The 22,275-nt window shown below is 69.5% G+C and carries 24 protein-coding genes; 9 read left to right on the forward strand and 15 right to left on the reverse strand.

The annotated features are described in order from the left end of the window. Nucleotides 1-244: 244 nt before the first annotated feature. The 10 genes from ACEQ2X_RS09310 to ACEQ2X_RS09355 form a co-directional block, all read right to left on the reverse strand. Nucleotides 245-1,255 (reverse strand): SIS domain-containing protein, encoded by a 1,011-nt coding sequence (locus ACEQ2X_RS09310; RefSeq protein ID WP_370325528.1) that lies wholly within the window; start codon nt 1,253-1,255, stop codon nt 245-247. Between the two features lie 26 nt (nt 1,256-1,281). Further along, a complete protein-coding gene (locus ACEQ2X_RS09315) occupies nt 1,282-2,196 on the reverse strand; it encodes an NAD(P)-dependent oxidoreductase (protein ID WP_370325529.1) in 915 nt (304 codons plus the stop codon). Beyond that, nucleotides 2,193-2,825, reverse strand: a complete 633-nt coding sequence (locus ACEQ2X_RS09320; RefSeq protein WP_370325530.1) for a bifunctional 4-hydroxy-2-oxoglutarate aldolase/2-dehydro-3-deoxy-phosphogluconate aldolase — start codon at nt 2,823-2,825, stop codon at nt 2,193-2,195. Before ACEQ2X_RS09320 ends, ACEQ2X_RS09315 begins: the two co-directional genes overlap by 4 nt. After that, on the reverse strand, nt 2,822-3,697 hold the full coding sequence (locus tag ACEQ2X_RS09325) for a ketose-bisphosphate aldolase (protein ID WP_370325531.1): 876 nt from the start codon (nt 3,695-3,697) through the stop codon (nt 2,822-2,824). Before ACEQ2X_RS09325 ends, ACEQ2X_RS09320 begins: the two co-directional genes overlap by 4 nt. Nucleotides 3,698-3,728: 31 nt before the next feature. Beyond that, nucleotides 3,729-5,228, reverse strand: a complete 1,500-nt coding sequence (locus tag ACEQ2X_RS09330; RefSeq protein WP_372530556.1) for an FGGY-family carbohydrate kinase — start codon at nt 5,226-5,228, stop codon at nt 3,729-3,731. Beyond that, the gene (locus tag ACEQ2X_RS09335) at nt 5,221-6,144 is read right to left on the reverse strand and encodes an SIS domain-containing protein (RefSeq protein ID WP_370325533.1); all 924 of its coding nucleotides are present in this window, start codon (nt 6,142-6,144) and stop codon (nt 5,221-5,223) included. Before ACEQ2X_RS09335 ends, ACEQ2X_RS09330 begins: the two co-directional genes overlap by 8 nt. Next, entirely contained in the window at nt 6,141-6,929 is a 789-nt protein-coding gene (locus tag ACEQ2X_RS09340; protein ID WP_370325534.1) for an MBL fold metallo-hydrolase, read from the reverse strand. The genes ACEQ2X_RS09335 and ACEQ2X_RS09340 overlap by 4 nt, the downstream gene beginning before the upstream one ends. Before the next feature lie 86 nt (nt 6,930-7,015). After that, on the reverse strand, nt 7,016-7,930 hold the full coding sequence (locus ACEQ2X_RS09345) for a shikimate dehydrogenase (RefSeq protein WP_370325535.1): 915 nt from the start codon (nt 7,928-7,930) through the stop codon (nt 7,016-7,018). Continuing rightward, complete coding sequence (gene deoC, locus ACEQ2X_RS09350) at nt 7,927-8,652, reverse strand: deoxyribose-phosphate aldolase (RefSeq protein WP_370325536.1); 726 nt, start codon at nt 8,650-8,652, stop codon at nt 7,927-7,929. Before deoC ends, ACEQ2X_RS09345 begins: the two co-directional genes overlap by 4 nt. Further along, nucleotides 8,642-9,337, reverse strand: coding sequence for a glucose-6-phosphate isomerase family protein (locus ACEQ2X_RS09355; protein WP_370325556.1), 696 nt, complete (start codon nt 9,335-9,337; stop codon nt 8,642-8,644). Before ACEQ2X_RS09355 ends, deoC begins: the two co-directional genes overlap by 11 nt. 134 nt (nt 9,338-9,471) lie before the next feature. Between ACEQ2X_RS09355 and ACEQ2X_RS09360 the strand changes: the two genes are divergently transcribed. The 7 genes from ACEQ2X_RS09360 (at nt 9,472) to ACEQ2X_RS09390 (ending at nt 17,459) form a co-directional block, all read left to right on the forward strand. Then, a complete protein-coding gene (locus tag ACEQ2X_RS09360) occupies nt 9,472-10,233 on the forward strand; it encodes a DeoR/GlpR family DNA-binding transcription regulator (protein WP_370325537.1) in 762 nt (253 codons plus the stop codon). Between the two features lie 65 nt (nt 10,234-10,298). Next, nucleotides 10,299-11,504, forward strand: coding sequence for a sugar ABC transporter substrate-binding protein (locus ACEQ2X_RS09365; protein WP_370325538.1), 1,206 nt, complete (start codon nt 10,299-10,301; stop codon nt 11,502-11,504). 5 nt (nt 11,505-11,509) lie between these two features. After that, nucleotides 11,510-13,090 (forward strand): sugar ABC transporter ATP-binding protein, encoded by a 1,581-nt coding sequence (locus ACEQ2X_RS09370; protein ID WP_370325539.1) that lies wholly within the window; start codon nt 11,510-11,512, stop codon nt 13,088-13,090. After that, nucleotides 13,087-14,178 carry an ABC transporter permease gene (locus ACEQ2X_RS09375; protein WP_370325540.1) on the forward strand — a complete coding sequence of 364 codons (1,092 nt, stop codon included), beginning with the start codon at nt 13,087-13,089 and terminating at the stop codon, nt 14,176-14,178. The genes ACEQ2X_RS09370 and ACEQ2X_RS09375 overlap by 4 nt, the downstream gene beginning before the upstream one ends. Nucleotides 14,179-14,197: 19 nt before the next feature. Then, nucleotides 14,198-15,181, forward strand: coding sequence for a sugar phosphate isomerase/epimerase family protein (locus tag ACEQ2X_RS09380; RefSeq protein ID WP_370325541.1), 984 nt, complete (start codon nt 14,198-14,200; stop codon nt 15,179-15,181). 5 nt (nt 15,182-15,186) lie between these two features. Continuing rightward, nucleotides 15,187-16,173 (forward strand): 1-phosphofructokinase family hexose kinase, encoded by a 987-nt coding sequence (locus ACEQ2X_RS09385; protein ID WP_370325542.1) that lies wholly within the window; start codon nt 15,187-15,189, stop codon nt 16,171-16,173. Next, entirely contained in the window at nt 16,170-17,459 is a 1,290-nt protein-coding gene (locus tag ACEQ2X_RS09390) for an L-fuculokinase (protein ID WP_370325543.1), read from the forward strand. The genes ACEQ2X_RS09385 and ACEQ2X_RS09390 overlap by 4 nt, the downstream gene beginning before the upstream one ends. A 324-nt stretch (nt 17,460-17,783) precedes the next feature. Here the strand turns inward: ACEQ2X_RS09390 and ACEQ2X_RS09395 are convergent, their stop codons facing one another. From ACEQ2X_RS09395 to ACEQ2X_RS09405, 3 genes are all read right to left on the reverse strand, one after another. Next, nucleotides 17,784-18,128, reverse strand: coding sequence for a type II toxin-antitoxin system RelE/ParE family toxin (locus tag ACEQ2X_RS09395; RefSeq protein ID WP_370325544.1), 345 nt, complete (start codon nt 18,126-18,128; stop codon nt 17,784-17,786). Then, nucleotides 18,121-18,360 (reverse strand): type II toxin-antitoxin system ParD family antitoxin, encoded by a 240-nt coding sequence (locus tag ACEQ2X_RS09400; RefSeq protein ID WP_370325545.1) that lies wholly within the window; start codon nt 18,358-18,360, stop codon nt 18,121-18,123. Before ACEQ2X_RS09400 ends, ACEQ2X_RS09395 begins: the two co-directional genes overlap by 8 nt. A gap of 64 nt (nt 18,361-18,424) precedes the next feature. Then, the gene (locus tag ACEQ2X_RS09405) at nt 18,425-18,784 is read right to left on the reverse strand and encodes a PQQ-binding-like beta-propeller repeat protein (RefSeq protein WP_370325547.1); all 360 of its coding nucleotides are present in this window, start codon (nt 18,782-18,784) and stop codon (nt 18,425-18,427) included. Nucleotides 18,785-19,740: 956 nt separating this feature from the next. Here ACEQ2X_RS09405 and ACEQ2X_RS09410 point away from each other — a divergent pair. Further along, nucleotides 19,741-20,490 carry a hypothetical protein gene (locus ACEQ2X_RS09410; RefSeq protein ID WP_370325548.1) on the forward strand — a complete coding sequence of 250 codons (750 nt, stop codon included), beginning with the start codon at nt 19,741-19,743 and terminating at the stop codon, nt 20,488-20,490. Between the two features lie 498 nt (nt 20,491-20,988). Here ACEQ2X_RS09410 and ACEQ2X_RS09415 read toward each other — a convergent pair whose 3' ends face one another. Then, entirely contained in the window at nt 20,989-21,216 is a 228-nt protein-coding gene (locus ACEQ2X_RS09415; RefSeq protein WP_370325550.1) for a hypothetical protein, read from the reverse strand. Beyond that, the gene (locus ACEQ2X_RS09420) at nt 21,213-21,590 is read right to left on the reverse strand and encodes a hypothetical protein (protein WP_370325551.1); all 378 of its coding nucleotides are present in this window, start codon (nt 21,588-21,590) and stop codon (nt 21,213-21,215) included. Before ACEQ2X_RS09420 ends, ACEQ2X_RS09415 begins: the two co-directional genes overlap by 4 nt. Nucleotides 21,591-21,676: 86 nt before the next feature. On the opposite strand from ACEQ2X_RS09420, the gene ACEQ2X_RS09425 reads away from it, so the two are divergent. Continuing rightward, nucleotides 21,677-21,982 carry a hypothetical protein gene (locus ACEQ2X_RS09425; protein WP_370325552.1) on the forward strand — a complete coding sequence of 102 codons (306 nt, stop codon included), beginning with the start codon at nt 21,677-21,679 and terminating at the stop codon, nt 21,980-21,982. The last annotated feature ends 293 nt before the right edge of the window (nt 21,983-22,275 follow it).

Genomic DNA, 22,275 nt, shown 5'->3' on the forward strand with positions numbered 1-22,275 from the left:
GCCGATGGTGAGCAGGTTGGCACTGCGCACAGGTGGGCGATGGCCTCCACGGTGCCGGCGGGCACGGTGTCGCCGGCAAGGAGTAGCGGCGGTGGTGAACTGGTCACCGGATACTCGCCGCCGATCCGTTCCCGTCGTCGGCCGCCGCGGCTGTCCACCGGACCTGCCAAGGTCGCCCCGTCGATTCCGAGGGTCCGGCTGCCTGCTGGGTTGTCGAACAAGCCGTTCTACCAGGTGCCGCCCCTCATTCCTCGACGTCTGTGGTGGGGACGGCAGTCTTGGTGATCTTGGAGAGGTCAGGCGGTGTGTCGGCATCCCAGCCCCGGATCAGGGCCGCTTCCACCGCAATGCGTTGGATGGCGGGGACGATGACGAACGGCATCCACTCGGCTCGAAGCTCTGGGACGACATGTGCCTGGGCGGCCTCTGTGGTTGAGGGCCCGATCGAGATGGTGGGTGCGCCGCGCGAGGCGGCCCCTCGCAGGACCTGGGCTGCGAGGTGGGAGCCCACGTCATCGGCGGCGATGGCGATCACCGCAACTCGCGGTCCGGCACTCGTGATGCTGCCGTGGAGGAACTCGCTCGCCTCGAGCGCCGTGGCCGGCATGCTGAGGATCTCACGGAACTTGATGGCGGCTTCCTCGGCGGTTGGGGCCGCGTAGCCCTCGCCGACGACGACGACCGCATCGATGTCGGTGGGCAGCGTCGGTACTGTGCGTGCGCGCAGGACGTTTTCGATGGCGACGGGAAGTGCGGCGGCGGCGTGGCGCACCGTCGCTGCGTCGTGGGCGATGGCCATCGCGTACAGGCAGGCCATGGCAGTCGAGAACGTTTTGGTCGCGGGGATGGCACGCTCCTGCCCGGCGTGGCAGTTGATGAGACGGTCCTCGGTGACCAGTCCGCCGAGCGTGGAAGAGGGCGTGTTCGTGACGACGAAGAGGCGGCCGCCCTGGTCACGTACGCGTTCGGCAGCGGCGATCATCTCGGTGCTCTCGCCTGACTGGGAGACCGCGATGGCCGTGACGGTGTCGAGCGGCAGCGAGCGACCCCACGCGACGTCTGCGGGTGACGCGACCAGCGCGGGCCGGCCAGCGAGATGCTGGAAGGCGATGGACCCGTAGGAACTCGCGGAGCGCGAGGAGCCTCGTCCCAGGAGGAGCAGCGCCGGCGCATCGGCCAGGCCAGCGTGGATGCCGGTCAGTCGGCCGGCGAGATGGCCCAGGCATTCGGCGACGCGTGACGGCTGCTCGACCATGTCCGCCCGCGTGAGTGAACCCCGCACTAGAAGATCCCGAGCTCCTCGAGGAGGTTCTCCACCGCCACGTCGGCGGCGCGGGATGCGCTCTCGACGGTCGCGGCGCCGATGTGTGGTGTGGCGATGACGTTGGGGTGTCGGAGGAGATCGTCCACCGGCGGGGGTTCGACTTCGAATGCGTCGACGGCGTATGCGGCCAGGCGGCCGGACTCGAGGGCATCGAGGACGGCTGCCCTGTCGACGAGCTGTGCCCTGGACGTGTTGATCAAGACCGCGCCGAGGACCATCTGATCGAGTTCCTGAGCTCCGATGACGGGCCCGCCCGGGATCGCGGGGAGGTGGAGGGAGACGACATCGCTGGTGCCCAGGAGCTGCGGCAGCGACAGCACCTCGATGCCATCGGACGAAGCCCCGTCCATGGCCGGATCGGTGGCGACCACGGTGGTCCCGAACCCATGGAGGATGCTTGCGACCCGCCGACCGATGGCTCCGAAACCCACGAGGCCGACAGTCCGCTCCGAGAGTTCCAAGCCCTTCGGTCTCACCCACCCACCGTCCTTGAGCGCGGTGCTGGACGGGACGAGATGGCGAAGGGCCGCGAGGGCCAGCAGCACCGTCAGCTCGGCGACGCCTTGGGCGTTCGCACCGGGGGTTGTGCGGATCGTCACGCCCGCAGCCGCCGCAGCCACATGGTCGATGGCATCCGCGCCGGCGCCGTTGCGGCTGATGACGCGCAGCGACTCGGCGGCGTCGATCACGGCGGCGGGCACCTGTTCGACCCCGGCGATCCACCCTTGGCATCCCGGCAGGATCTCGACCAGCTCCTCCGGGGTGGGCTGACGTCCTTCGGGACCGTGGACGACGTCGAGCCCGGCGGCGACCAGGCGCTGCACTGCCGGTGTGCCGGGCAGCATCGACCGTGGGGTGACGAGGACCTTCATGGCAGCGCCTTGAAGGCCTGCGTCGCCAGATCGGTGATGGCATCCCAGCGGTGCTCGTCGACGAGGTGGGTGGGCGTCAACCACGATCCCCCGACGCAAGTGACCATCGGCAGCGCCAGGTACGCGGCGACGTTGTCCTCATCGATGCCTCCCGTGGGCATCACCGTGATGTGCTGTCGGGCGAACGGAGCGATCAAGCTCTTGACGCCACGCGGTCCACCCACCGTGGCGGCCGGGAAGACCTTGAGCATCGTGAAGCCCGCTCGGAGGCATCGCTGCACCTCCGTGGCGGTGGCGACGCCGGGCACGTGCGGGACGCCGGCGGACAGCGAGGCGTCAGCCACCTCCGGGTCGTAGCCGGGCGCGACGCTGAAGGTGGCCCCTGCTTCTGCTACGTCTCGCGCTGCCGCAGGGGTGAGGACGGTGCCGGCACCCACCAGCAAGCCGGTGTCCGCGGCGACGACCCGGCGGATGGCATCCACGGCGGCGTCGGTGCGCAGGGTGATCTCGATGGCCTGGCACCCCCCGGCAGCCAGGGCTCTCGCCAGATCGGGTGCGGTCTCTGGGTCGCGGATGTCGACGACGGGGACGATGCCCGCTCCAGTGAGGATCTCGGCCGGGCGGGTCACCGGGTCACCTCAGCGGGGCGGAACGATGCGGCGGTGCCGGCAGCGCCGAGCACTCGCAGCAGGCGGGCAGCTTCGTCGGCCATGGCACGCCGTCCCGGTTCCACCCACTTCCGTGCATCGACTGCGTCGGGGTGGTCGTCCAGGTAAGCCCGCACGCGTGAGGTGAAGACGCTGTTGAGATGGGTGGCGATGTTGATCTTCACCATGCCGTGGCCGACCGCTGCAGCCAGGTCGTCGTCGGACACGCCGGACGACCCGTGCAGGACCAAGGGCACCGGTACGGTGTCGGCGATCCGTCGGCACAGCTGCAGATCCAGCTGCGCGTCCCGGGTCTGCATGGCGTGGGAGGTTCCGATCGCGACGGCGAGGGCGTCGACGCCCGTGTCGGCCACGAAGGCGGCGGCTTCATGAGGATCGGTCCTGGCGCCCGGGGCGTGCACGCCGTCCTTCCCGCCCACTTCGCCGAGCTCCGCCTCCACGCCCACGCCGGCGGAGTGGCAGCGGGCCACGACCTCGGCCGTCGCCGCGCGGTTCTCGTCATCGGGCAGTGCCGAGCCGTCGTACATCACCGACTGGACGCCGATGTCGATGGCCTCGGCGATCAGCGTGGTGTCGGTGGCGTGATCGAGGTGGATGGCGACGGGCACGGATGCGGCCTCGCCGACGGCAGTCGTGGCGAGGAGCAGTGGTCGCAGAGCCCCGTGGTGGCGGACGGCGTTCTCGCTGATCTGGAGCACCACGGGTGCCGATGACTCCTCAGCCGCTGCGGCCAGCGCCTCGGCGTGCTCGATCATGGTCACGTTGAACGCGCCGAGGCCATGACCGTCGCGCGCGGCGACGTCGAGCAGTTCGGTGGTCGGGTACAAGGTCATGTCGGGTCCCTGTGATCGATGGCAAGCGGTGTCAGGCGTCCTGCGTCGGCGCGTGGAGTGCCGCGATGGCGGACTGCACCCGCGCATGTCGAGCGGCCAGCTCGCGGTGCAGCTCTCGACCCTCGTCGGTGGGTGCGGTCTCGCCGGTGGTCACGGCTGGGGCGACCGCCGCGCCGAGGTCCGGCTTCAAACCGGCACCGACCGCGGCGAGTGCTGCTGCGCCGATGGCTGCGGATTCGGCGTCGCCCTGTCGTCGCACGATCGTCCGGTCCAGCACGTCAGCCAGTGCCTGGAGCAGCAGCGTGCTCCGGGCCCCGCCCCCGACAGTGGGGAGTGCAGGCGGCAGCTCGGTGTGGCGGGTGAGCGCTTCGGCGGCCCGGCCGAGTGCGAGGGCGATCCCCTCCACGACTGCACGGGTCAGGTGGCCGGCTCCGTGTGCCAGGTCGAGGCCGACGAAGGCGCCCCTCACGTGGGATCCTCCCTCCAGGACGGTACCGCCGGCCAGCGTCGGCAGACAGAGCAACCCAGCAGACCCTGGGGGGACGTCCTCCGCGGCCCGCAGCAGCTCGGCGACGTCCTGATGGAGCACGTCCGCCAGCCAGGCGAGGCTGGATCCCCCACCGAAGGTGGAGAGCGCTGAGATGTACAGACCCGGGACCACGTGGTCGAAGACGAACGGACGGGTCGTGGGGTCGAGCACCGGTTCCCTGGTGGCCAGTGTGATCCAGTTGGAGGACCCCAGAGCGATGTAGGCGTCCCCATCTGCCAGGAGTCCGGCGCCCAGTGCCATGCAGGCGTTGTCGACACCCCCGGCGACCACCACGGCCTCCCGGGGAAGTCCCAGCTCCGAGGCCGCGTCTGCGGTCACCGCACCCAGCACGTGCGTCGGGTCGACGATCTCGGGGAGCAGACGTTCGGGGACGCCGATCGCTGCCACTAGCTCGTGGTCGTACCGCCGGGCGGCCAGGTCGTACACGCCAGACCCGGACGCATAGGAGCGATCGGTGGCGACGCGACCGGTCATCCGCAGGTTGACCCAGTCCTTGCTGCCGAGGACGACGGTGGTTGCATCCAGGACGTCTGGTTCGTGCTCGGCCAGCCACGCGATCTCGAAGGCCGTGTAGAGCTCCGTGGGGAAGCCGTTGCCGGTGCGGAGGTACCAGGCATCCTCTTCCAGTTCGCCCATAGTGCGCCGCGCCTGTGCGGTGGCGCGAGCGTCGGACCAGATGGGGACCGTCTGACGAGCGAGTTGACCCTGTGCGTCGACGAGCACAGGCGCGAGGCTCTGGCCCGAGAGTCCGACTGCGCGGACGGCTGCGAGCCCGTCGTCCAGTCGGGTGGACAGCTCCGTACAGCACGTGCGGACGGCGTCCCACCAGTCGTCCGGTCGCTGCTCGTGCCAACCGTTGGCGGGGAAGGTCGTCTCGTATCCCGCGAACGCGCTGGCGAGTGCCGCCCCGTCGGCATCGACGGCGACGGCCTTGCAACCGCCCGTGCCCAGATCCAGGCCGAGTGTGATCGCCTCAGGCATCGGCCCATCCCAGGTCGTCGGGGTCATCGGCGTCGTGTGGCGCGTGCACCAGCTCCGGAACGGGCGTGCGGCGGAGGTGCGCGAGCCCTGCCTTGGCGGCGCGGATGTCGGTGAGCGCCTGTTCGTCCCGGCGGAGGAACACCGCGGTGGCCAGCACATCGACCACGACGAGCTGGGCGAGTCGTGAGATCGTGGGCGTGTAGACGTCGGTGTTGTCGAGCGCCTCCACGACGATCGGGATGTCGCAGATGTCGAGGAGTGGTGTCGGACCACCCGACACACCGATGGTGGTCGCGCCGCGCGACCGAGCGGTGCGCACGGCGTGGAGGACCGTCCCGGTTCGGCCGACGTTCGAGAAGGCGACCACGACGCTGCGGGGGTCGGCCACGGCTGCCGACAGGTACTGCTGGTGGTGATCGACCGGCGCCGCGCAGGGCACCCCGAAGAGCGGGAACTTCTGTTGGGCGTCCTGGGCGACGATGCCGGACGCACCCAGGCCGATGAACGTGATGTCGCGGGCGCAGGCGAGGGCATCGACGGCCTGCTCGATCCGCCGACCGTCAAGGTTGCGGCGGGTGTGGGCGAGGCTGGTGACAGAGAAGTCGAAGATCTTGGAAGTGATGGATGCGACGTCGTCGTCCGCCTGGAGGGCCGACTGCGTCGCCGGGACCCCGAGAGCGAGCTCCTGTGCGAGCTGCAGCTTGAGGTCGGCGAAGCCGTCGCAGCCGACGGCGTTCGTGAACCGGATGATCGTCGGTTCCGAGACGCCCGCGAGTGCAGCGAGTCCGCTGACCGTGGAGCGCATCGCGACACCGGGGTCGTCGAGCACCGTGCGGGCGACCTTCTGCTCGGAGCGGCGGAGGTCATCGAGCCGGTCGGCGATCCTCGCCAGCACCCCGTCGGTTGCACTGCTCATCGAACCTCCACCAACTCGAGGTCCTCACCGTGGGTCGGCAGGACCACCTGGACACCAGACCGTCCCGCCGCGTCGAGGTCGAATGTCGCCGGATCGGCGGTGTTGAAGTCGAACATGCCGAAGTGATGGGGCACCAGCCATGGGATGCCCGCATCACGACACAGGTCGACGGCCTCCTCGAAGTGGAAGTTGCCGGGCACCCCGCTCTCCAGCCGCTCGGCGTCGCGTCCGTTCACGGGCAGCAGCGCCACATCGATGTCGAGGTCGGCGAGCAACTCGGCCTGCCCCGGGTATGGGCAGCAATCCCCTGAGTGGTACAGGCGGACCCCGGCCAGCTGGATGACGTAGCCGAGGTGTAGGTGGTCACCGGCCTCGTCCACCACCAGGGTCTCGTGGGCGGCCGGCACGGCATCGACCCGCAGCTCGTCGGCCGGCGTCGCCGAGTCTGCAGCTCCGAGGCCGATGACGCGCTCGGGTGGGACACCGCGCTCGATCGCCTGGTCACGCACTGCCCGTGGCACCACGACCGGCACGGCCGGCTGGGCGGCGAGGAGCGGGGTGAGCGTGCCGGGATCCATGTGGTCGGTGTGCGCGTGGGTGCACAGCACCGCGGCCACCTCGGGCAGGGCCTCAGGGGTCACGGGGGCCGGACGCAGCCGGATGTGGGGCCAGCGGGCGCCGGCGTACTTGGCAGCCAGGCTGTCCGACAGGTAGGGGTCGATGAGGACCGGCGCCGACCCCGGTGACCGTAGTGCGAAACCGGCCTGACCGAGCCATGTCGCCACCACACCCGACGGTGGAGTGGTTCGCAGTCGCGCCGCGACTGGCGCCGCATCCGGCACGCCGGAGTCGATCGCGGGGCGGACGGCGATCACTGGATGCCTCGCGCGTCCCGGGCGACAACGGAGAGGTTCTCGAAGGCCGGCCCATCGGTGGGGATGTCAAGGTCGTACACGCGGGCGATGGCACGGGTCCAGCCGTGGACGAAATAGGTCCAGCCGTCTTCCACCGTGAGGGACCGGCTCTCCCGCTGTGCGCGCGCCTGGTCCAGGAACGACAGCGCCCCCCGGTAGTTGAAGTCCCATGCGATCGCCCTCTCCGGGAAGATGACCGCGTCGCTGATCGGTGACCCACCGCGGTCCTTGCCCATCCCCGTCGCGTTGACGATCAGGCCTCCGGGTCCGCAAGCTGCGACGAGGTCATCCTGGGGGCCGTGCACCTGCACGGTTCGGACGAGCCCGGTGGCGCCGGCGACAGCGGCCACGTCGACGGCTGCGGCGAGGCGAACGCCGTCCGTGTCGGTGATGGTCAGTCCAGCAGGAGGGTCGGGCCGGGTCACCAGGTGGCGCATCAACGCCTTCCCAGCACCCCCCGCCCCCATGATCAGCACCTGCCGCCCGGCCATGTCTGGTTCGATCGCGGCCAGCGCCAGGCTGGACGTCGTTACGTCGAGGGCGTGCGCCGACACCGTGCCGCCCCGCACGACGAGGCAGGAGACCTCACCGAGGGCGGCCGCATCATCGCTGACGTGCTCGAACAGGTCCACGCAGGCGCTGAAGAGCCCGATCTTGTGGGTGGTCACCAGTGCACCCGCCACCTCAGGGTCGTCGGCCATCGCGGCGACGACCTCGCGGTACGCACCAGGCGTGGCATCGAGGGGCAGGTCGACACCGACGAGCCGGGCTCCGTCAGGCAACCCGAGGACTGGCGCCCAGGCGGTGAAGACGGGGTGGATGGACGAGCCGGCGGTCGACACGCCCACGAACTGCATGGCCCTGGCCGTCATCGGTCTGCGTCCTCGGCGGTCAGCCGCAGCGCAACCGCGGTGTTCATGCCGAACCGGGTCGCACCTGCTGCCCGCAGGGCGTCGACGTCGGCCAAGGAGCGGATGCCGCCCGACGCCTTGATCTCGACCCCCGGGCCGCCTGCGTCGCGGATGGCTGTGACCTCATGCGCAGACGTGGCGTGCCCCGCCCATCCCGTGCCAGTCTTCAAGGCGTCGACCCCCGCCTCGAGTGCGAGCTCGGTGCCACGCCGGATCTGCGGCGGGTTGAGGTGCGCGGTCTCGAGGATCGCCTTGATGGGAACACGCCCAGCGACGGCCGCGACGATCGCCGCCAGATCCGTGAGGACAGCGTCATCATCGCCGGCGCGAAGCCGCCCGATCGGGATGACCACGTCCACCTCATCGACGCCGGCATCGCACAACCAGGCCGCTTCGAGTGCCCGTGCTGGGGTCGGGCCGCCGCCCGACGGGAAGCCGACCGGGGCACCGACGCGGACGGCGCTGTCGGACAGGAGGTCCACGAGGAGAGGCGCCCACGTGGGCAGGACGTGCGCGGCGAGGAATTTCCCGGCGTGGGCGGCGGCCGCGAGGCGGCGGACGTCCTGGTCGGTGTGCGGCGCCTGCACCGCGGAGATGTCGACCATGCCGGCGAGCACTCGCCCCCTGGGACGATCAACCGCATCCGGCCCGGAGACGCGGCCGCGCGGGACCTCAGCGTCCACGGTACGCCTCGTTGTCCACGGAGACCCAGCGGCTGGCAGCGTCATCGGCCCGGGCGATGAGCTTGGCCATCCCGCCGGCCGTCGCGATGATCTCGTAGTCTTGGCCCGCGTCGGCGGCGTACGTGAACAGCGTCGTGAAGGGTTCGTCGCCGACGTTGACGCTGCGGTGGATGCGGTGGGGACCCACGTAGGCGATCTCACCAGGGTGCAACTCGGCGATCGAGGTGGTGCCGTCCAGCTCCTCACAGAGGAGCAGGCCGTGTCCTGACAGGCAGTGGTACGTCTCGGCGCGGTCCGCGATCGCGTGGAGATGGCCACGGGTCATGTGGTACTCGTCGCCGATCGTGCCCGGGTAGAGGGTGCTGGTGCCGTGGATGAGGTCTCCTGGCTGCTCCGACGGCCGGTGCTCCTCGACGACGTAGATGAGCTCATCGGGGTCGACGGCCAAGCGTGCTGAGAAGGCGTCCTGATCGGCGTACACCCCTCCGAGGTCGCGAAGTCGCTTCTCGTAGCGGCCAGTGCGACCGACGAGGGCGCCGGTGCTCGCGTCGACGCGGGTGACGAGTGGAACTGCAGACGGGTGGTGCATTGCGGGTGTGCCTTCGTGCGGGCGACAGGTGGTCTGGTACAGATCTTGTAGGAACACTACAACAAGTCGCCCGGAATGGCCTGGATGGATGTCCATCGGGTGACGGGCATTTGACGAGAAGCGACAGTCGTGTAACGTGACTACAGATCGACCGCGGAATCCTGTGGGATTGCGTGGCCTATCCACATCTTGCCCACGACGGAAGCCGCATCTCCGAGGGAGGTCGACGCGTGTTCGCCGAAGAACGCCGGAACGCCATCGCCGACCTCGTCCGCGAACACGGACGCGTTGATTCCGGCGACCTCTCGGTCCGCTACGACGTCAACCCGGAGACCGTGCGACGCGACCTCCAGGTCCTACAGGACCGCGGTCTCATCCACCGCGTGTACGGAGGAGCCGTCGCGACCGACCGGCTGATGCGAGAGGTCGCCGTGGCGAACCGCGGGACGCTGATGCGGGCGGAGAAGGAGCGCATCGCCACCGTCGCCGTCGGCCTCGTCCGCGATGGGGACGCCATCTTCATCGACGCCGGGTCGACGACCGCGCTCTTCGCCGAAGGTCTGCCCACGACCGGGCACCTCACGATCTTCACCAACGCCCTGCCGATCGCCATGCACCTGTCAGACCACACAGATCACACGGTCCAGACCGTCGGCGGGAGGGTGAGAGGTACGACCTACGCGGAGGTCGACGGGTGGGCGCTCGAGAGGCTCGCCTCCTTGCGCGTCGACACCTCGTTCGTGGGCACGAACGGCATCGACCCCAGCTGGGGACTGTCCACGCCCGACCCTTCTGAAGGTGCCGTGAAGCGGGCCATGCTCGCCGCGGCCACACAGAACGTCCTGCTTGCGGACCACTCCAAGGTCGGCGTCAGCCACGCCTGCAGGTACGCGGAGCTGGACGCCATCGACGTCCTCGTCACCGACGAGGGGATCGACGCCAGAGCGCTGTCGTCGATCCGCGATCGGGGCCTCGAGGTCCTGCTCGCCTGACCACCGCGGCACCGCCGCACCAACGACCGCGTCCCAACCAGGGCGCTCCCGACATGGAGGAACCGATGTACCGACCACACCCCCCCCGCCGCACCGCGCGGACACTCGCCGCAGCTCTCATGCTGGCGCTGCTGCTGGCCGCCTGTGGAGGTGGCGGCGACGACGCCGCTGAGGACGACTCCCCCGAGGTGACTGAAACAGCCGACACTGCGGCGGACACCGCGACCCCGGACGCGGACAGCGACACCGGCGCCACCGAGGCGCCGGCAACCGAGGAGCCGACCGACGACGGCGAGGGCACCGAGAGCGCAGACGCCGCAGGTGGAGAGTTCATCGCCGATCGACCGGTCCCGACCGACGAGACCCCCGAAGAGGAGGTCCAGATCGCGATGATCGGGTTCTCCAACAACCCCTACTGGGTCGTCGTGCAGTCCGGCGTCGAGGCGGCCAACGAGGTTCTCGCCGAGCGCAACGGCTCCGTCGAGTGGATCGTCGCCGGCGCCAACATCGATGTGGCCACAGTCGACTCCGCCATCCGCGCGGCCGCTGCCCAGGGCTACGACGGCATCGGGTTCTTCATCGCAGGTGAGGGCAACTGCCAGGCCATCGAGGACCTGACCGCCGAAGGGCTCGTGCTCGGGGCCTACAACACGCAGCTGGAGTGCGTCGAGGAAGCCGGCGGCATCATCAACTACGCCCAGGCCCAGTACGAGGCCGGCCAGCGCGCAGCCGAGGAGATGATCGCGATGACCGGCGGCGAGGGCACGGTGGGGATCATCACCAGCCAGTTCACCGCGCCCGGCGCCGAACAGCGCCGCACGGGCTTCATCGACGGCCTCGAGGGGAGTGGGCTCACCCCAGTCAATGAGGGCGTCGAAGCACGCGACTCCGCCAGCGACACCTTCTCAGCCGCACAGAACTTCATCCAGTCCAACGACGATCTCGTCGGCATCTACGCCACCGCCGGCGGGCCCTTCGGTGCGGCCCAAGCGGTGGAGGAGGCCGGCCTGTCGGAGGACATCACGGTCATCGGCTTCGACATCACCCCGGAGAACCTCGAGGTCCTGCGTGACGGTTCCATGGACGCCCTGATCGGGCAGGACGCGTTCGGGCAGGGCTACAACGTGGCGATCGAGCTCTACAACGCCGCCGTCACGGGTGAAGGCCCTGACGAGGTCATCCAGGACGCGTTCAGCCCGGTCGTCACCCGCGACAACCTGGACCAGTACGACCCGGAGCAGAACCCGGTCGGAACGCTCGGGACCAGCTGATCCCCGTGTCGCTCCCCCGCTCCACCGAGGAGCAGGCCACGCCGGCGGCCCTTGAGGCCGTCGGCGTGAGCCGTCGCTTCGGCGCGGTCCGCGCGCTCCGCGACGTCACGCTCCGCCTCCGCCCCGGCGTGGTGACCGCACTGCTCGGCGAGAACGGCGCAGGCAAGTCCACGCTGATCCGCATCTGCTCCGGCGAGGATCAGCCCGACAGTGGGCAGTTGTCCCTGGGCGGCAGCCCCGTCCGGTTCGCCAGCCCGCTCGACGCGGTCCACGCCGGAGTCCAAGTCGTCCACCAAGAGCCGCAACTCGTCGATGAGCTCTCCATAGCTGCGAACCTCTTCCTCCACGAGCTCGGGGAACGGCCGATGGCCGCCCGGGCACAGCGCAGCAGCCAGGTCTCCCGTGCCAGGACCCTGCTGGACCGCATCGGCATGGCCGACCAGCTGCCAGCACCCGATCGGCACTGCCGCGACCTGTCAGCCGCCGAACGTCAACTCGTCGACATCGCCCGGGCCCTCTCACGCCAACCCAAGGTCCTGTTTCTGGACGAGCCGAACTCGAGCCTCACCCGTAGCGAGACCGAGCGCCTCTTCGCGGTCGTCCGTCGCCTCCGCGACGAGGGCGTCGCGGTCGCGTTCGTGAGCCACCGCCTGGCGGAGGTCTACGAGATCGCCGAACGCATCGTCGTCCTGCGCGACGGCCAACTCGTCGCCGAGGGCGATGTGGCCGACATCGGCGTGGAACGGGCCGTCCGACTCATGGCCGGTGACCGGAAGACCGCCGTCGGGGAAGACCTGGCCGAGGACCGGCGCGTCGGCGGACGCCGCGAGGCCCCCCCTGCTCTCGAGCTGCGCGGCTGCGGAGGGGACCGGTTCCACGACGTGAGCTTCGCGATCCAACCCGGCGAGATCGTGGGCATGGCCGGGCTGGTGGGGGCCGGTCGCACAGAAGTCGCGCGCGCGGTCATCGGCGCAGACCCGATGCGGCGCGGCCAGGTACTGGTCGGCGGACGCGAGGTCCGGATCCGCAGCCCTCGACGCGCGCTGAGGGCAGGCGTCTCCTACGTCGCGGAGGAACGGCGGACCGAGGTGTTCCACGGACAGGACGTCGGCTACAACCTCACCGCGCGCATCCTCGAGGACCTCGGTCCCATGGGACTGCTGTCTGGTCGGCGGAGGCACCGCCGCAGCCGCGATCTGTCTCGCGAGTTCGGGGTCAAAGCCGCGTCCGTCGAGGCACCGATCACGTCCCTCTCAGGCGGGAACCAGCAGAAGGTCCTGCTCGCGCGTGCTTTGGCGAGCAACCCGGATGTGCTGATCCTCGATGAGCCCACACGCGGCGTGGACGTCGGCACCAAGGCAGAGATATACGCGATGCTCCGCGACCTCGCGCACGAACGCGACCTCGCCATCTGGTTCATATCCAGCGAGATGGAAGAGGTGCTCGAACTCGCCGACCGCGTCCTCGTGATGCGCCACGGGCGGCTCGTGGACGACCACACCAACCGCGGAGACGCCGAGGAGATCGTCAGCGCAGCCATGGGAGCCACCGAGATGTCGACGGATCCAGAGAGGACCACCACATGAGCACCACCACCGGTGATGCCACGGGCCGCCAGACCACGACCGAGCGCCTGCTCCACATCATGAGGCGACAGGAGGTCGGGCTGCTCGCCGTGATCATCCTGCTCGGGATTGCCTTCAACATGGTGAACGATCGCTTCATCACGACCACGAACCTGTTCAACCTGGTCCAGGCGGTCACCGTCATCGGCATCATCGCGGTCGGCCAGGCCTTCGTGCTGATCTCCAAGGAGATCGACCTGTCGGTGGGCTCGGTGCTCGCACTCTCCGCCGTCTGCGCGGGCTGGCTCGTGCAGACCGCCGGGCTGCCGGCATGGGCCGCGATCCCCGGGGGAATCCTGGTGGGCGCGACCAGCGGGCTCGTCATCGGTGTCGTGGTGGTCTTTGGGAAGGTCAACTCCTTCATCGTGACGCTCGGCATGCTGTCCATCGCCCGAGGCCTCACCCAGCTGGTCACCGGCGGGCTCCCCATCTCCATGCCCGAGTCGATCCAGTGGCTCGGCCAAGGACGCATCCTCGGTGGCCCTCCGATCAGCGTGGTCGTGTTCGTCGCCCTGGCGATCATCGGCCAACTCGTCCTCTCCCGGACCGTCTTCGGTCAGCGCGTCGTCGCCGTCGGTGACAACGCCGAGGCGGCCCGTCTCGGCGGCATCCCCGTGAACCGGACGCGCGTCCTCGTCTTCGTGCTAGTCGGCATGCTCGCTGGCCTGGCCGGCGTCGTCTTCGCCACGCAGGTCGGCGTGGCTGAGGCTCAGGCGGGCCGCGGGTACGAGCTGGACGTCATCGCTGCTGTGGTCATCGGCGGCGCCAGCCTCTCCGGCGGTCGTGGCTCGATCGTCGGAGCGTTCCTGGGCGCGTGCCTGCTCGGCGTCCTGCGCAACGCCTTCGTCCTCCTCGCGCTGTCCCCCTTCCTCCAGGAGTTCTCGATCGGCCTGGTCATCGTCCTCGCCGCACTTCTCGACCAGTTCCGCCAGGGCAACCTCGGCAGCTTCCTGCGGCGACGGAGGACCGGCCCTGACGACTCACCGCCCGTCGGCCGGGACCCCGTCGACGACACCACCCACACGCACGCCACATCGAGCGCTCAGTGACCAAGAGGAGCCCAAGACAATGAAGCCCCAACCGTTCCGCGTGAAGGACGCCGACGTCGTCCGACGCTTCATCGACGCCCGCAACGACTTCGGCGACGACGAGCCCCGACTCCGCCTCGGGTGGTCCAACTGGGGGTTCGGGACCGAACCGCTAGAGGAGTCCGCCGCGCGCCTCGAACGCCACGGCATCCGGTGGATCGAGCTGCACGGGAACCTCTACGGCCCCGACCTCGGCTACGACCCTGACCACGTCAAGACGGTGCTCGGAGACCACGGCCTCGAGGTCTCGGGGATCTGCGGCATGGTGACACCCGAGCAGGAGTTCGCCAGCAAGTACCCTCACGTCCGGCAGCGCGCCATCGACTACTTCCGGCGCCAAGCCGAGTTCTGCGCCGAGGTCGGCGGCACGTATCTGCTGTTCGGCGCAGCGTGCGTCGGCCGTCCGGACGCCTACGACTCCTATGAGGTCTACCGGGCAGCCGAGACGATGAGGATCGTCGCGGATGACTTCGACCGGCTCGGCATCATCGGTGCGGTGGAGCCGATCCGGCCCGAGGAGACCAGCATCGTCCACACCTTCGCCCAGGCACTCGAGCTCCTCGACCTGGTCGACCACCCCGCCATCAGCCACATCAACGGCGACACGTACCACATGCTGTCCGGGGAGGACCACCTCGGGGCCGTCGTCCTCGCCCACGGCGAGCGCATGGTCAACCTCCACATGGCGGACACCAACCGTCGGGCGATCGGCGATGGGCTGCTCGACCTCGACGTGCTCATCATGGCGCTGTACGCGATCGGATACCAGCGCCAGGGCCGCTGGTGCACCCCTGAGCCCCTCGGCGCAGGTGGCAACCCGTACGTCGCGATGAACCTCCCACCGGACCCGGAGAACGTCGAGCACCTGGTCAAGCAGACGGCCAGCACCTTCTTCGATCGCGAGGACGAGGTGCTCGGCGCGAGCGACGACGAGCTCCGCACCCTGTACCAGGTCGAGGACTGACGCACGTGGACCGTCCGACGGGTCCGCCCCGGAGCGGGCGGATTCACATCGTCTGCCCGAACCCCGCACTCGACCGACTCCAGGTCGTGGAGTCCCTGGTCACCGGCGCGGTGAACCGTGCGCACGACGTCACGTCGCTCGCCGGTGGCAAGGGAATCATCGTCGCCCGCGGCGTCCGGCGCCTCGGCGGCCAGGCAACCATCCACGGCTTCGCCGGCGGTGCCATCGGTGAGATGATCCGACGCGGCTGCGAGGAGATCGGCGCCATCGACCGGCACGTGGAGATCCGCGGCGATACGCGGATCACCGCAGTGGTGATCGAGTCCTCCAGCGGGGCCTCGACCGTCATCAACGAACGCGGGCCAACCGTCAGCGACGACGACGTGGGGGCGCTCCTGGCCGGCCTCGCCGACGAGGTCGGCCCCGGTGACGTCGTGGTGTGCACCGGCAGCCTCCCCCCCGGCGCGGGACACGACCTCCACGGTCGCGCGGCCGCGTTGGCAGGCGACCGCGGTGCACTGGCGATCGTCGACACGCATGGGCCCGCCCTCGCCGCAGCCGTCGAGGCCAGCCCATGGATGGTGAAGCCGAACCTTGCCGAACTGTGCGGTCTGCTCGACGCCGAGCTGTCAGCTGACGACCTCGGTGGCGTGGTGGAGGCGATGGCCACCCTGCGCCGCCGAGGGGTGCCCGCGATCGCCGTCACACTCGGAGCTGCCGGGGTGCTCCACCTCGACGATGAGGGAGCCGTCCATCTCACCAGCCCACGCGTGCAGGTCCGGAACGCCACCGGCTCCGGCGACATGCTCCTCGCCGGGTTCGTGCACGCCCTCGCTGCCGGCCTCACGCCGTGGGATGCGCTGCGCAGAGGCGTGGCGGCCGGGGCCGCGAATGCCGAGCAGGTGGCGCCCGACATCGACTCGGCACGGGTCGTCGCCCTGACAGACGAGGTGACAGCCAGACCGGTCCACGCCGTGGGCGCCAAGCCATGAAGCGGGTCTGCATCGGACTCGACGTCGGCACCACCAACACCAAGGCTGTGGTGCTCGACATCGATGTGGACATGATCGTGGCGATGGCGAGCACCTCGACTCCAGTCAGCGACGTTGCCGGCGGCCCCCTACGTGACGCCACAGCCGTCGCCGCTGCGGTGTCCGCCGTCATGGATGAGGCCCTCGAAGCCGCGGGCCCGACTCAGGTCATCGCCGTCGCCACGGCATCGGTGGGGGAGGAAGTCGTCCTCCTCGACGAGCACGGGGCACCGCTCAGCGACGTGCCCGTCTGGTACGGCCCGCACGGGCCCGAAGAGGCCCAGCGACGCGGTGTCGGGCGCGGACAGCCGGCCATGTCCGACGTCGACCCGACCTTCTCGCTGTTCAAGCTGGCCTGGTACTCCCGGCACCGGCCAGACGCTCTCGGTGCTGCCGCGACATGGACAGACCTGTCCGGCTTCGTCGCAGCGACGTTGGTCGGGCGTGGCGCGGACGGCGCGGTCGTCGACACGTCACACGCCTCGCGGACCGGTCTGCTCGACCTGCAGAGGCGCACATGGGACCTGCGACCCCTGCGGGCACTCGGGATCGAATGCCCGATTCCACTGCTCCAGGAGTCCGGCACCGTCATCGACGTCACGGCACGACCGATCGGTCGGCTGCCAGCCGGCGTCCCTGTCGTCGCGGGTGGGCACGACCACTTCTGCGGTGCGTACGGGGTCGGCCTGACGGCGGGAGGGACCGCATACCTCTCAGCAGGGACCAGCGAGGCGCAACTCGTGGTCTCACCCGACTTGCCAGACACATCCACCGGGGTCGAGGTCGGCTGCTACGTCACCGACGGCCTCTACTACGCTCATCTGCCGACACCGGCAGGACGGCTGTACCAGACCTGGCGCGACCTCCTGTGGAGGGCCGATACAGACGACGATGCCGTGCTCGCAGCACTGCAGGACACGGCACCTGCGAGCATGACCGCATCCCTCGACCGGCACACCGGGACCCTCGACCTGAGCCGCGTGCCCGTCGATGTCACCAGAGAGGACCTGATGACGGCACTGATGCGAGGTCTTGCGGAACAGGCCGAAGACGTCACCGACCTTCTCGCTGCCGCTACGGGCCATCCCGTGACGCAGATCCTTGTCGCCGGCGCACCTGTCAAGTCCGCCGCATGGCGGCGGCTGCGGCAAGAGGCCAGCTCGCGGCGTCTGGAGTTCATCGCCGAACCACAGGCCACTGCGCTTGGAGCTGCCCGAATCGCCGCGCGGGGTGTGGGCGGGCGCTGACGCTGTGGAAGAGGCTGGGGAACGCGGAGTGGCCCAGCCTCCACCAGATTACCCGCCGACCACACCGTCCACGTGGTGGCGATCCGCCACCGAGGGCACGCGTCCACGATGACGACTACCGTTCGCCACAAAGGGGTCCAACGGGGGTCCAGAGCGGTCCACAACCCAGTCAGAACAAGGGGAAGGCGCTTCGAGCCCTGTACCGCCCACGCAGACTCACATCGTCAGGGCCCCGAGAGATCGGGGCCCTGACTGCTTTCGCGGGCTGGTCTCTCCCAGCCGGTGGGAGCGCGCCCCACGGACGTCGTTCCTGCACGGAGCAGTTCAGCTCTGCGCTGTCGCTTCGTCGGGGTCCCGCATCCATGCAGGGACGTCGCGGTGGGCGTGCAGCAGGCGCCACACATCCACGTGGTCGTCGCGTTCGACGTAGAAGATCAGGTACGGGGAGCTCGCGAGCGGCCAACACCGCAACCCCGGGATCTGGAGCTCCACGGAGTAGCGCGGCGAGCCGGAGCCCGGGTACTGCCCGACGTGCGCCAACGCCGCCTCGACAGCGTCCACGAACCTCAGGGCGGTGGTCTCACGGGCGTCGTCTCGATACCAGTCGACGGCCGCCTCGACGTCGCCGCGTGCACGCTGACGCAGGATGACCCGGTGGCGATCACCCATCCGCCGGCTGGCGGGCGCGGTCCCTCAACGCCGAGATGAAGGAGTCATCGACATCCACGTCGGCGGGCGACTCTGCCCCGGCGAGCAGCAGGTCGCGGAGGCGGGATCGATCGTGGTCGCGGCGGATGAGCTCGCGCACGTACTCACTCGTCGACCCGTACACGCCACGGGCGACCTGCTCGTCGACGAACGCCTTGAGCGGCTCGGGTAGCGAGATGTTCATCGTGGCCACACCTGCACCGTACACCGGGGGATGGCAAGCATTGCCATGAACCGAACGCGTAACCGCAGCGCGCCTACGAGCTGAAGACGCTGGTCCACAGACCTGACTCGGTCATGGTCGGTACGCGGTAGCCACTGACGTGGTCGCCGCCTGGTGGGTCGAGGCGCCATCGGACCGATCCGTCGGCGATGGCCATGCCGAGGAGGCCGCCTTCGGGTGTGGCGGTGACGAGCTGGTCACCGGACACCGCCGCTGATCCGTTCTCGTCGATGGCAGTCGCGGCGGTCCACCGGACCTCACCGGTCGTCGCGTCGATGCCGAGCGTCTGGCTGCCCGCCGGGACGACCACCAGCCCGTCGACCGGAGTCGCGTCGCAGGACTCGAGGGTCCAGACCACCCCCTCGCCGCCGACGGTCCCCTCCGCGGTGAACACCTCGGCCCCGCCGGCCTCGCCGAGGGCTCGGAACCAGACGTCTGACCCGCCGCCCAGCTGCGCGGCCTCCGTCGCGCCGCCGCGGCGATCTGGTCCGCCATGCAGGCGACGGCCGGATCCTCCGCACCCGGATGCGCGTCGGCGGTCAGGATGTAGCCGCAGAACGGCAGCGGCTCCCTGAGCGCGAAGGCGGTCGGGTCCGGCCCCACGATGGTGTGCGGGACCACGTCCATCGCACACGCCTCGCCCACCGGGCCATCGATGAGGACGTTGGTCGTCTCCCCCTCGGTGACCGCGACGTCATCCGTGCACGCGTCGGTCCGGCCATCGCCCGACCACCCGTCGTCGAAGCTCGTCCCACACGACGCCGAGCACGGATCGGTCCAGGACGTGATCGTGTAGGTGCCGGCCGGCATCTGCTCGGACACGACGAGCCCCTCACCACCAGCCCAGAACGTCCGGTCGATCACCACCTCCCCCTCCGCGTCCGCCCACCTGGATCGTGGAGATCGCCCCTTCGATGTAGCAACAGCCCCGCCGCTGTCCGATCCTCAGCTCACCGACGCCGTCCGCTGCGGGGGCCCCCGATCCGGGACCCGCGTCCTCGACCACGGGAGGCGGAGATGACGTCGGCGTCCGGACCACGTCGGGCTCCCCACACGCCACCGCCACCACCGCCACGCGCAGCAGCAGACCACCACGAAGTCCGACGAGATGGGTCACGGCCATGCCCCGTCCGACGCCTCCCACCCCTCCAGGGTTGCACAACCGCTGGACTGAGCCTCCTCAGAGCCAGTTGGCCGGGGTCCGGAGGCAGTCGTCAGAAGGGCCGACGCAGCGAGTGGAGCTGCCGCATCCGGGTGGGCGTCAGCCGTGCCTGACGGATCACCGCATGTCGGCCCCATGGTGCACACTGGCCATGGCGCAATCGTCGAGCGTGGAAGGGAGGTGCTGTGGTGATCAGGTTCATCGTCCAAGGTGAGTCCCGGCTGGTGACGGCCGAGCAGTTCAGCACCATGGTCGACGTCGCCGTGCGGATGATGCGCGACGCCTCCAAGGACACGGGTGTCGCCTTCACCGTCGGCGAGCTCCACGCCTCTGAGCCGACCATCGTCTGGGCCCCGCAGCCCGTCGATGCCACGATCGACATCGACCGCGAGTTCGAGCACATCGCGAAGCGGATCGAGGACGGAGTTGACCAGCTGGAGCAGGACGGCGACTTGCCCGAGTGGATGTCCGAGACGACTGCGCGGCATCTCTACGAGGCCTCCAAGGTCTTCGGAGACTCCAGCATCGACGGCCTTGTCTTGGGGCGGCACGACCACCGCCGACGGATCACACGCCAGACCTTCCGGACCCTCGACCGCATCCTCCACGAACAGACTGAGGCCATCGGCTCCATCGAAGGTGTGCTCGTCACAGCCACGTTGACCAAGGGCGCCCACGTCAGCGTCCGCGAGGGCGTCTTCGTCCGTACTGTTCGCTGCGACGTCCAGCCCAGCGCCCTCCCCAGGGCAGGCGGGATGATCGGCGAGGAGGTCCTGGTCACCGGACGACTTCGCCGTGACCACCAAGGCCGCCCTGTGCGCATGTCCAGCGCCAAGGTCGAGCCCTTGGGAACGCGCCGGCGGGTCTCTGTCGCCCGCATGGCCGGCACCTTCCGCGGGCCGGACTCTGTCGACTGGCTGCGGGAACAGCGTGGCTGATCCTGCGGTACCTGACCACTGAGTTCCACGACACCATGCCACCGGCGTCTGGCCTCGACGGGTCCTCAGTGAGCCCGGCGTGCACCGTGCTGCGACACTACGGCCATACCCAAGGTGGTGGCCGTCCGTGAGTTCCGCAGCCGACTCGCCGACCTGCTCGACGCGCGGACGTCCTCTCCGACGACGCGACCCTCCGCGCCATCCAACACGGTCTCGCCGACCTCGCCGACGACGACGTGGTGCCCCTCGACGAGGTCGGGTCGTCGGTGGCGTCGCGCCGATCTGAATAGCGCATGCCCCCACGGGGTGCTGTTGCCAACTGCGCGACGACCACACCGTGCGCGTGGTGGCGATCCGCCACCGAGGGCAGGCCTACGAGTCAGACCCGCGATGATGGCTGCGGTTCGCCACATCCCGGGCGGTCCTGGCTGTCCACTACTCCCGGCCCTACGACACCACCGTCGCAGCCGGCCGCGAGACGCTGGCCGAGGGGCTGAGCTAGGAGTTGACCAGAGCCGACGGGTCATCTACGAACGTCGACGGGTCCAGACGGAACCGGACCCGACCACCCTTGACCATGTCGACCACCGCCTGGCACTGCAGGCCGTCAGCGTCGAACAACGTGACGCGCTGGTCCTCCCGGAGGGGCTTGCGAGCCAGCGTCAGGAGCATGGAGAGGTAGACGTCGTTCTCGATCGCGTTGAAGTCCACCTTGACTCGCGTCACGGCCGCCACCTCCTCTCCTTCGGGTTTGGGTTGTCTACGGCCACCTTGAAGACCGCAGCCACCTCGGTCAAGCGCTCGACCGACGGCAGGTCGTCCGACACGACCAGCGTATGGTGCGGCGGATCGCCGGTCTGAAAGAACGAGCAGTAGATGTCCGACAGGTCACCAACCCGAGCCACGCTGAGCTTCTTGTTGTAGACGCACGCGCCAAGCTCGTCGAGATCTGGCCCGACGAAGACGGAGAAGCCATACACGCCATAGCGGTCGTGGGCATCTAGGCACTGCACGTACAGCTCGTCAGGGTCCAGCGTGTTGACGCCGCCACGAACCACAAGATCGTCGGCCCGCAGCTCCTGCACATAGACCTCAGTCACTCCCGCCCTCCGCCTCGCGTCGTGGCGACGCACTCTACGTGCCTGGGACCGGCGACCACTCAGTGCCGGTCTGATGACCAGCCGCGGTGGCGGGTGATGTTGCCGCGGATCCGCTGGAGGCGCAGCCGCATCGCACGCTCGGCCAGCTGCTCGGCGACGTGGAACTCCTCAGCGACATTCCAGGCCCCGACCTGGGCCTCGTCGAGCTCGCGCGTACAACCCACCAATGCAGCTGCAAGAGCGGGACCAGCCGGCGGGCGACCTCGCACCAGATCGTCACCGCCGCGGTCGAGGAGTACCTGGTGCGGCGGGCTGACGACGAGTTGACCCTCCGGCTGGCTGAGGACGGCGCGGCGCGCTTCGCCGACCTGCTCGCCCGAGTGGATGAGTGAAACGGTCCGCCACCTCACCACCGAGCAGGCGCTCCAGATCGCACGGATCGCCGTCGGCGGGCCCATCGAGGTGCGGGATCTCGGACTGCTGGACGCCGCGATCAACCGACCGCCGCGCGCGTCCCTGTTCGCCAGGACGCCTACCCTGACCGGTGACACACGGCTCGCCACCTGGGGTGTTCTTGGCCAAGAACGACATCGTCCTCGAGGAGATCGAAACCGACGACGCCTGCGACCTGGTGATCGCCATCGCGGATGGAACCCCGTGCGACGTCCCCTCCATCCCCGAGACG

This window comes from Euzebya sp. (assembly GCF_964222135.1).
Classification (GTDB): Bacteria; Actinomycetota; Nitriliruptoria; order Euzebyales; family Euzebyaceae; genus Euzebya.

Excerpts from the sequence above, each read along its gene's own strand:
- ACEQ2X_RS09335 (WP_370325533.1), bottom strand. The coding sequence starts at position 6,144 with ATGAGCAGTGCAACCGACGGGGTGCTGGCGAGGATCGCCGACCGGCTC.
- ACEQ2X_RS09345 (WP_370325535.1), bottom strand. The coding sequence starts at position 7,930 with ATGACGGCCAGGGCCATGCAGTTCGTGGGCGTGTCGACCGCCGGCTCG.
- ACEQ2X_RS09365 (WP_370325538.1), top strand. The coding sequence starts at position 10,299 with ATGTACCGACCACACCCCCCCCGCCGCACCGCGCGGACACTCGCCGCA.
- ACEQ2X_RS09310 (WP_370325528.1), bottom strand. The coding sequence starts at position 1,255 with ATGGTCGAGCAGCCGTCACGCGTCGCCGAATGCCTGGGCCATCTCGCC.
- ACEQ2X_RS09390 (WP_370325543.1), top strand. The coding sequence starts at position 16,170 with ATGAAGCGGGTCTGCATCGGACTCGACGTCGGCACCACCAACACCAAG.
- ACEQ2X_RS09375 (WP_370325540.1), top strand. The coding sequence starts at position 13,087 with ATGAGCACCACCACCGGTGATGCCACGGGCCGCCAGACCACGACCGAG.
- ACEQ2X_RS09330 (WP_372530556.1), bottom strand. The coding sequence starts at position 5,228 with ATGCCTGAGGCGATCACACTCGGCCTGGATCTGGGCACGGGCGGTTGC.
- ACEQ2X_RS09395 (WP_370325544.1), bottom strand. The coding sequence starts at position 18,128 with ATGGGTGATCGCCACCGGGTCATCCTGCGTCAGCGTGCACGCGGCGAC.
- ACEQ2X_RS09355 (WP_370325556.1), bottom strand. The coding sequence starts at position 9,337 with ATGGACATCCATCCAGGCCATTCCGGGCGACTTGTTGTAGTGTTCCTA.
- ACEQ2X_RS09315 (WP_370325529.1), bottom strand. The coding sequence starts at position 2,196 with ATGAAGGTCCTCGTCACCCCACGGTCGATGCTGCCCGGCACACCGGCA.
- ACEQ2X_RS09325 (WP_370325531.1), bottom strand. The coding sequence starts at position 3,697 with ATGACCTTGTACCCGACCACCGAACTGCTCGACGTCGCCGCGCGCGAC.
- ACEQ2X_RS09380 (WP_370325541.1), top strand. The coding sequence starts at position 14,198 with ATGAAGCCCCAACCGTTCCGCGTGAAGGACGCCGACGTCGTCCGACGC.